7 protein-coding genes, 1 pseudogene and 1 riboswitch are annotated in these 7973 nt (G+C 55.2%); of the genes and pseudogenes, 1 reads left to right on the top strand and 7 read right to left on the bottom strand.

What is annotated here, in order from left to right:
- Positions 1-93: 93 nt before the first annotated feature.
- Together CLV97_RS18690 and CLV97_RS17215 are read right to left on the bottom strand one after the other, a co-directional pair.
- A pseudogene (locus CLV97_RS18690) lies at positions 94-198 on the bottom strand (ABC transporter permease); the annotation flags it as partial.
- A gap of 125 nt (positions 199-323) precedes the next feature.
- Positions 324-905 (bottom strand): TetR/AcrR family transcriptional regulator, encoded by a 582-nt coding sequence (locus tag CLV97_RS17215; protein ID WP_106346764.1) that lies wholly within the window; start codon positions 903-905, stop codon positions 324-326.
- Between the two features lie 606 nt (positions 906-1511).
- Here CLV97_RS17215 and CLV97_RS17210 point away from each other — a divergent pair.
- Complete coding sequence (locus tag CLV97_RS17210) at positions 1512-3125, top strand: APC family permease (protein WP_106346763.1); 1614 nt, start codon at positions 1512-1514, stop codon at positions 3123-3125.
- 144 nt (positions 3126-3269) lie between these two features.
- Here the strand turns inward: CLV97_RS17210 and CLV97_RS17205 are convergent, their stop codons facing one another.
- The 5 genes from CLV97_RS17205 to CLV97_RS17185 form a co-directional block, all read right to left on the bottom strand.
- Entirely contained in the window at positions 3270-4064 is a 795-nt protein-coding gene (locus tag CLV97_RS17205; protein WP_106346762.1) for a MetQ/NlpA family ABC transporter substrate-binding protein, read from the bottom strand.
- 61 nt (positions 4065-4125) lie between these two features.
- The gene (locus tag CLV97_RS17200) at positions 4126-4782 is read right to left on the bottom strand and encodes a methionine ABC transporter permease (protein ID WP_106346761.1); all 657 of its coding nucleotides are present in this window, start codon (positions 4780-4782) and stop codon (positions 4126-4128) included.
- A complete protein-coding gene (locus CLV97_RS17195; protein WP_106346760.1) occupies positions 4775-5755 on the bottom strand; it encodes a methionine ABC transporter ATP-binding protein in 981 nt (326 codons plus the stop codon). Before CLV97_RS17195 ends, CLV97_RS17200 begins: the two co-directional genes overlap by 8 nt.
- Positions 5756-5831: 76 nt before the next feature.
- Positions 5832-5945, bottom strand: a riboswitch (SAM riboswitch).
- Positions 5946-6105: 160 nt separating this feature from the next.
- Positions 6106-6876, bottom strand: a complete 771-nt coding sequence (locus CLV97_RS17190) for an ABC transporter permease (RefSeq protein ID WP_106346759.1) — start codon at positions 6874-6876, stop codon at positions 6106-6108.
- On the bottom strand, positions 6873-7799 hold the full coding sequence (locus CLV97_RS17185; protein WP_106346758.1) for an ABC transporter ATP-binding protein: 927 nt from the start codon (positions 7797-7799) through the stop codon (positions 6873-6875). Before CLV97_RS17185 ends, CLV97_RS17190 begins: the two co-directional genes overlap by 4 nt.
- Positions 7800-7973: the final 174 nt, after the last annotated feature.

The following is a 7973-nucleotide window of genomic DNA, read 5'->3' as shown; positions in this document are numbered from 1 at the left end:
TGGTCCGATATGACCGATATTTGCATATCTATAGAGCTTTTTGCCTGATTGCATTCATTATTTGGTGTGTAAACCGAATTTTGAAATAGCTTCTAGTCCGGATAAAATAAAAACAAGCCAGGAGATTAACAACAAGATCATACCGATCATAAAAAAACGGAATTTGGCATGTTTCAATTCCCTTAATGCGAGAAACATAGGTCCACCTCTTCTGTATTTACTGGATGTGATACGCATCGATGTTGAGCCTAATGTTACAGAAGTGTAACTTTCGGCATAAAAATAATTGGATAGGCCCATTATAGGCCAAGGTTACACAAGTGTCAATTACATTTTCTTCTAAACATACCATAACAAAGAAACTCCTTGATCAAGTTCGTCCACGCTTCTTCCGGCAACTGAGACCGATTGGGAATATTGACCGTGTTAAAAATAAATCCAAGCAGGAGGTGATCGGGTAATTCCGGTTTTAGGATTTTTTCCTTTTTCCCCAATTGGATGAAGCTGTTTAAAAGAGCATACATTTTTTCATGTTGATGTTCTAACTGTTGCAATGTTTGATTGACTTTTTCATGCTTCGATTTCGGGATTTGGAATGCCAAGGAAAGGATCTGATGGATGTTGCTATATTTTAAAATGACTTTCAGTAAAAAGTCCAATTGATCTTCAAAACGGGGATATTCCCCGATTTTCTCAAGATCCTTCAGGAATCGTTCCATTTCAAAAGCCATATATTCCGTAATCAGCTCGTCTTTGTTGTTAAAATACTTGTATAAAGCCGCTCTGGTGATATTTAACTTCTCTGCGAGCAAACCAAAGTGAAATCCTGCATAGCCGTGTTGCAGCAATAGATGGTGGGTGAACTTATACAAATCCCTTTTCGTAAATTTACTTTCCCGTGCCATGATTTCACCCCTTTATATCATAAGTGAATTTGCTTAAGCGTTGCAAACACGTCGGAGTATTGCATTCAGTATAACATGCACGAAATTCTCCCCGCTTAACCAAAAGAGCCGCAAAACGGGACTGTTTTCGGGCATGAAAAAGTGAAAAAATAGCTCTCCTTTCTGTTTGATCACCTCGAGGATCGATTCCGGGGCTGCAACCGCCACCCGCCCCGGGTCGCCATTCGCTTTTCCGCCCTGCGACGATCTGAGGAGCAGTGGGAAGGCGGGATTCGGAGAGGACTCAAATGGTATTCGGGGGCTTTGTACCTTATCAGATATGCATAAACTTGATTTGGACAAGAAGATTTTTTATAAGAATTTTGTAATGTGTATATCTGAAATATGACGAACGATCGTTTGCAAAGCAAGGGAAAATCTCTTGTTTTCAATTTTATAAACAGTAAAAGGGGAAAAGGGGGCCTTGATGTCATCAGTTTGGTTAATAGAGATAATTTTTTGCAAAAGGTAAAATAATAGAATCGGCAAATCCGTTTGTGATATAATTCCCCCAATATACGCCGTGAGGCATTTCCCGAACCCTCATGCTGCCTCGCGGGTTGGGGAGTGGAGAAGGTGTCAGAGAAGAACGTGAAGAAGGAACTGGGAACTTTTGCCCTGTTGATGACGGGGCTGGGGACCATCATCGGTTCCGGATGGCTGTTCGGTGCCTGGAAAGCGGCATCCGTTGCCGGACCGGCCGCCATTATCGCGTGGATTTTGGGAATGATCGCCACGGTATTTATCGGGCTGACCTATGCCGAGCTGGGAACGATGTTTCCCCAGACGGGGGGAATGGTGCGCTATGCTCAGCATTCACACGGCCCCTTCGTCGGTTTTCTCTCCGGATGGGCCAACTGGATTGCGATTGTATCGGTCATCCCCGTGGAAGCGGTGGCTTCCGTTCAATATATGAGCTCGTGGCCCTGGGATTGGGCGGGGCGCCTTTATGACGGGAAGGAGCTGTCCTCGGCGGGACTGATCCTGGCCGGGGCGTTGATCATCGTGTACTTCCTCTTGAATTTCTGGACCGTTCGCCTGTTTGCGACTGCGAACAGCGCCATCACCGTGTTCAAACTGGTCGTCCCCCTTCTTACGGTGCTGGGGTTGATCGCTGCCGGCTTTCATACCGAAAACTTTACGAGCCATGGCGGTTTTGCCCCGTATGGATGGTCCGGAGTGCTGACGGCGGTGGCCACCTCCGGCGTGGTGTTCGCCTTCAACGGCTTCCAAAGCCCGGTCAACCTGGCGGGAGAAGCGAAAAACCCCAATCGCTCCATTCCGATCGCGGTGGTCGGGTCGATCCTGATGGCCGGCGGGGTCTACGTCCTGCTGCAAATCGCCTTCATCGGGGCCGTTTCCCCGGAGCAGGCCGCCAAGGGGTGGAGCGGCATCCACTTCAATTCACCCTTCGCCGACTTGGCGATCGCCCTCAATCTCAATTGGCTGGCGTTGCTCCTCTTTGCCGACGCCTTCGTTTCACCGTCCGGCGCGGGCGTCACCAACACCGCCACCACGGCGCGGATGGTTTACGGCATGAAGGAAAACGGCCACATGCCGAAGGTGTTCGGCGTGATTCACCCCATATACGGGGTGCCGCGGGCGGCCTTGTGTCTCAACCTGGCGGTTGCCTTCGTCTTCCTCTTTTTATTCCGCGGATGGGGATCCCTGGCGGAAGTGATTTCCGTCGCCACGCTGATCTCCTACGCGACGGGACCTGTTGCCGTCATGGTGCTGCGCCAAAGGGATACCGCGAACCGGCCGATCCGGGTGAAGGGGATGGGCGCGATCGCGCCGGTGGCGTTCATCCTGGCATCGTTGATCCTGTATTGGGCGACCTGGCCGCTGACGGGCAAGGTGGTTCTGATCATGGTGTTGGGCTTGCCGATCTATCTCTATTATCAGTCCAAAGAGGGCTGGGCCGATTTCATCCCCCGGTTGAAGGCGGGATTGTGGCTGATCGGATACCTCGCCTTCATGGTCCTGATTTCCTGTCTGGGCAGCGAGCGATTCGGCGGGCTCAACCTGATTCCCTACGGTGCCGACATGGTTCTGATTGCCGCGCTTGCTCTGGTCTTCTATTTCTGGGGCATCAAAAGCGCCCGGCCCTTCGATTCCGTCCGGGAAGGAGAAGGTGCGGAAAGAGCGGATCGCGTCGTTGTGATCGGGTTTCGTCAATGATGATTCGATTAGGGTTCCGTTCTCGACAAAAGAACGGAAGGGATTTTCCCTCGAACGGCACTGCGTGGAGTCGGGGAGAAACCTTCCTTTGGATTTGTGGTTTGACAAAAGCTAAGCCCTGCGCATGGAGCGCAGGGCTTTTCATCAAAAGGCCGGGACGACGGCGCCGTTGTATTTTTCCTCGATAAACTTCTTCACTTCCGGAGAGGTGAGGACTTCGGCCAGCTTTTGGATGGCCGGATCCTTTTCATTGCCTTTTTTGACGGCCAACACGTTCACGTAGGGGGAATTCTTGTCCTCGATGAACAGGGAATCCTTCACCGGATTCAGCTTGGCCTGAAGGGCGTAGTTGGTGTTGATGACCGCCACATCCACCTGATCCAGGACCCTCGGCAGGATGGCCGGTTCCAGCGCTTTGAATTTCAGCTTTTTCGGGTTGGATTGAATGTTTTGGAGGGTTTTGTCCCCGTCGCGGTTGTCCAGTTTAATCAGCCCTTGCTGATCCAGCAACAGCAGGACCCGGGTCATTTCGCTGGTGGCGTTGGGGATGGCGACGGTCGCGCCGTCGGGGATCTCCTCTTTGGATTTGTATTTTTTGGAGTAAGCCCCCATCGGTTCGATGTGAACCCCCGTCACCTTGACCAGATGCCATCCCTGCTCTTTGTTGGTGGATTCCATCCAGGGAATGTGCTGGAAGTAATTGGCGTCCAGTTCCCCTTCTTCCACCGCTTTATTGGGCAGGACGTAATCCTGGAAGACGCGCACCTCCAGCTGGATTCCCTCTTTTTCCAGCGTCGGCTTGATATGGTTCAGGATCTCGGCATGGGGCACCTGCGTGGCCCCCACGCGCAGTGTCGTCTTTTCCTGGCTGCCTCCTCCGCATGCGGCTGTTCCCAGCAGCAGAACGAGCGAGAGCAGTCCGAACCACCATTTTTTCATGATCGGATGCCTCCTTTTCCGAATGGGTCTGATGGCGATATTTCGGTTTATCGTTTGCCGTTTATCGTTTGTCGACGCGTCGCGCCAGCCGGTCGCCGCCCCACTGGACCAGCTGCACGAAGAGGACGAGCAACAGGCCGCAGGCGTACAGCATCTGGTCGTTGAAGGACTGGAATCCGAAGCGGTATGCGGCGTCGCCCAGACCGCCGCCGCCCACGATTCCCGCCATCGCCGAGAAGCTGATCAGGGCGACGCAGGTGACGGTCAGGCCGGAGATGATCGCCGGCTTGGCCTCCGGCAGCAGCACCTTCCGGACGATCTGCATCCGGGTGGCCCCCATGGCGAGGGCGGCTTCGATCACGCCCCGGTCGATTTCCCGGATGGCGGTTTCCACCATGCGCGCATAGAAGGGGGCGGCTCCCGCGATCAGGGGGATCGTGGCCGCCGTCGGACCGAGGGTGGTTCCCACGAGCAATTTGGACAAGGGAAAGAGGAAGAGGACCAGCACGATGAAGGGAACCGCCCGGAACAGGTTGACGATCACGCCCAGAATGCGTTGGAGCGTGACATGCTCCCAAAGGTGACCCTTGTCGGTGATGACCAGCAGCACGCCCAGGGGGATGCCGATCAAGGCCGAGAAGAAGGTGGAGATGGCCACCATGTATATGGTTTCCCCGGTTGCCTGCCACAACAATTGAGTGTCCAGTTGATCAAACATGCGAAATCACCCCGCGGTTTTCTCCCCGCTCGATGGCTTCCACGACTTCCCGAACGGCCTCCTCCGGCCCGCTGATCCGCAGCGCAACATGCTCGTCGCTTTCGACGGCATCGGGCAGGATGGTGGCGGTCACGCCCCGCTTGACCCGTTCGGCCAGCAGGCCCCAGAGGCGATCCAGGCGGTCGGAAGGAATCCGAATCAAGGCGGAGTGCTGTTCGGATTCCTCTTTTTCAGTGATCAGGGATTCCACAAATTGCCGGGTCACCGGGTGCTTCGGCTCCCGGAACAGGGCCTCCACGTCGCCCTGCTCCACGATCTTGCCATCCTCCATCACGGCCATGCTTTGGCACAGCCGCTTGACGACGCTCATTTCGTGGGTGATGACCACCATGGTGATCCCGGTGTCCCGGTGGATCTCTTTGAGAAGTTCCAGGATGGAAGAGGTGGTCTCGGGGTCCAGGGCCGACGTCGCTTCATCGCAAAGCAGCACGGTCGGATCGTTGGCCAGGGCCCGGGCGATGCCGACCCGCTGTTTCTGTCCGCCGGACAGTTGGGCGGGATAAGCGTTCGCCCGGTGGGTGAGTCCCACCCGTTCCAGCAGCGTGTCCACCTTTTCCCGGATCTCCTTTTTGGACCTTCCGGCCAGTTCCAGGGGGAAGGCTACGTTCTCCCAAACGGTGCGCGACCAGAGCAGGTGGAAGTGCTGAAAGATCATGCCGATTTTCTTTCGCGCTTCCCTCAGCTCGCGCTCACTGCTTTCGGAGATGGTGATCCCGTCCACCGTCACCCGGCCCGACGTGGGCTTTTCCAAGCCGTTGAGCAGGCGGAGCAGCGTGCTCTTTCCGGCGCCGCTGTGGCCGACGATGCCGAAGATTTCCCCGCGCTTGATTTCCAGATGAATATCCTTGAGGGCAACCACGTCTCCGTCCTTCGGAGAGCGGAATACTTTGCTCACATGATCCAGTGTGATCATCGATCCTCTCACCACCCGTTGAAGAAAAAATCCCTTCCTGCCAGAGCAGAAAGGGATCTTATATCTAAAATCGCCTCTCTCATCTGCCAGAACCGTTGGGCTCTGCAGGAATTGGCACCATTTCCGCACACAGACCGCGGACGGTTGCCGGGTTTCATCGGGCCAGTCCCTCCACCTCTCTGGATAAGAGCGCGCGTAATCGCCTTATGAAATTGTCAAGAAACATCCTACTACGACGCCCTTCGGCATGTCAACAGCATCGCGTTATTCCGAAATATATTAATTGTTTCGATTGCATGGGGTGACAGACTCGACCGGGAAAGTTTTAAAAAATTTTTCCCGGATCTCCTTCATATCAGGACATCCCGTTTGACAAAGGCCCACCAGGTGATCAGGTGAAACAGCGCGAAATGGATTGCCAGCACCGACAGGGAGTGACCGAGCGACATGCCCGGAAAGGGCGGGGAGTGGCCGAGGAAATAGGGGGACAGATCCAGATTGGCAAACAGCAGGTATTTTCCCCAGCTGACGCCCCACGTTTTCAATAATTCCGATAGAAATGCACCGGAAAAAAAGAGGAAGATGGACAACCCGACGGACAGGGTGCTGCTGCGGGACACGGCGGACAACATGAAGGCGAGGGAGGCGGTCACCATCACTTCCACTCCGTACAGTCCGTAGGTCGAAGCCAGGGATTTCAGCGATTCCAGGGCGTCTCCGGATCCCGTCCATCGAAAGAAGACCGCTCCGAACAGCAGGGAGGCCAGCAGCAGGACAGCCATGCCGGCCAAAAGAAAGGTGAGTACCGCCGCAAATTTGGACAGCAGGATTTTGGTCCGGCTCACGGGGCGGATGAGCAACAATTTCGCCGTTCCCCAGGAAAACTCGCTGGAGATGATATCCCCTGCGACGACCAGGGTGAATAATTGGACGATGAACAGCAGATGGGTGCAACCTTCGGCGAATTCCCACATGTCCACGGGGGCGCCGGAGACGAGGATCAATCGCTGCCCGATCGCCAAAAGGCAGACCGCCAGGATCAACAGCCCCCACATGACCAGGGTTCGCGTCCGGTCCATGATTTTCATCTGTTCGTTTCGGATCAGCGGTCCTAAGATCACGGCTTATCCCCTTCCGTCATTTCCAGGAAGCGTTCTTCCAGCGACTGTTCCATCCGGTGGATGGCGTACACCCGAACCCCGGCTCCGATCAACCGGCGGTTCAGTTCCGCGGTTTCCTCCCGCCGCAATCGGATCTCAAATCCGCCGGGGCATTCTTTCCATTCGCGATCCAACCCCAGTTGGAGCAATACCGACGGGACCGGATCCGTCCGGTCCACCTCGAAACGGGTTCGGAGTTCCTCGGAATCCCGCCGAAGGATTTCGCTCATCCTCCGGACTTCGATCAGTTTTCCGTCCCGGAGGATGGCCACCCGGTCGCACATCAGCTGCATCTCCCACAGCAGATGGCTCGACACCAGCACCGCCGTTTGTTCCGCCTTGGCCAAATGGCGCAGATAATCCCGCAGTTCGCGGATACCGGCGGGATCCAGTCCGTTGGTGGGCTCGTCCAGGATGAGCAGGGAGGGATGGTGCAGGATCGCCTGGGCCACCCCCAGGCGCTGGCGCATTCCCAGGGAATAGGTCTTGACCGGATCGTGGATGGCTTCCTCCAGCTTCACCAGGGAGACGACTTCCCGGATTCGATCTTCGCCCACATCCGGCGCCATCCGGGCAAAGTGGAGCAGATTCTTGTACCCCGTCAGGAACGGGTAGAACTCCGGATTTTCCACAATGGCTCCCACATGTCGGATGGCCCGCTCAAACTGGGATCGCACGCTTTTTCCCCGAATGCGGATCTCCCCGCGGGTGGGGGTGATGAGGCCCGTCATCATCCGGATCAGCGTGGTTTTGCCGGCGCCGTTGGGCCCGAGGATCCCCATCACCTCTCCCGGGTATACTTCCAGCGAAACGGAATCGATGATCCGCCGGCGGCCGATCTCTTTGCTCACATCGCGAATTTCCAATACAGGGCTGTCTGTCATGACGACCTCCGTGGATGCGTTTTTTTCCCGGACTCTACAAGCTATTTCAAAAACATGATCTGCCAATGTAAAATGGAAGTATGAGTACGAGACATGAGCTGACAGACGAACAATGGGCTGTGATTGAGCCCCTGCTCCCCAAACCGAAACCAGGCCCCGGGCGTCCGCCCGCCG

It is taken from the genome of Planifilum fimeticola, from assembly GCF_003001905.1.
Classification (GTDB): Bacteria; Bacillota; Bacilli; order Thermoactinomycetales; family DSM-44946; genus Planifilum; species Planifilum fimeticola.
The sequence above is the reverse complement of the archived record's forward strand: the minus strand, read 5'-3'. Positions and strand labels throughout refer to the sequence as shown.

Excerpts from the sequence above, each read along its gene's own strand:
- CLV97_RS17195 (WP_106346760.1), bottom strand. The coding sequence starts at position 5,755 with ATGATCACACTGGATCATGTGAGCAAAGTATTCCGCTCTCCGAAGGAC.
- CLV97_RS17205 (WP_106346762.1), bottom strand. The coding sequence starts at position 4,064 with ATGAAAAAATGGTGGTTCGGACTGCTCTCGCTCGTTCTGCTGCTGGGA.
- CLV97_RS17185 (WP_106346758.1), bottom strand. The coding sequence starts at position 7,799 with ATGACAGACAGCCCTGTATTGGAAATTCGCGATGTGAGCAAAGAGATC.
- CLV97_RS17200 (WP_106346761.1), bottom strand. The coding sequence starts at position 4,782 with ATGTTTGATCAACTGGACACTCAATTGTTGTGGCAGGCAACCGGGGAA.
- CLV97_RS17215 (WP_106346764.1), bottom strand. The coding sequence starts at position 905 with ATGGCACGGGAAAGTAAATTTACGAAAAGGGATTTGTATAAGTTCACC.